Source organism: Brevibacterium sp. SIMBA_078 (assembly GCF_046534565.1).
Lineage (GTDB): Bacteria > Actinomycetota > Actinomycetes > Actinomycetales > Brevibacteriaceae > Brevibacterium.
This window is the reverse complement of record NZ_JAWRYQ010000339.1, coordinates 1-260: the sequence shown is the minus strand read 5'-3', so window position 1 is coordinate 260 and position 260 is coordinate 1. Positions and strand designations below refer to the sequence as shown.

General features: G+C 36.9%; 1 protein-coding gene. It reads left to right on the top strand.

Features of this window, described 5'->3' with window-relative positions; translation table 11 throughout:
• The coding region (locus SB749_RS19945) for a hypothetical protein (protein ID WP_410711835.1) at positions 1–230 on the top strand (230 nt) is incomplete at its 5' end.
• Between the last annotated feature and the right edge of the window lie 30 nt (positions 231–260).

Genomic DNA, 260 nt, shown 5'->3' with positions numbered 1-260 from the left:
TCGCAACTCGTATTGAAAAAGATAAACACCGTGCAATGGAAGTGTTGGAGCTATTATCTACACCGAAGAACGTGTTTGAATTAACTATGACTGTATATGCACAAGTATTTAAAGAACAATTAGGACTCACTTTGTCGAAAACAATTGGGTATTTAGACTTTTTAGAGAATGTTGGGGCAGTAAAGATTGAAGAAAAAGATGGTGTGAACTATTATGTTCGTTTGGACTAAAAATTTCCCCATAGCAGGTGGGTGTAGCCC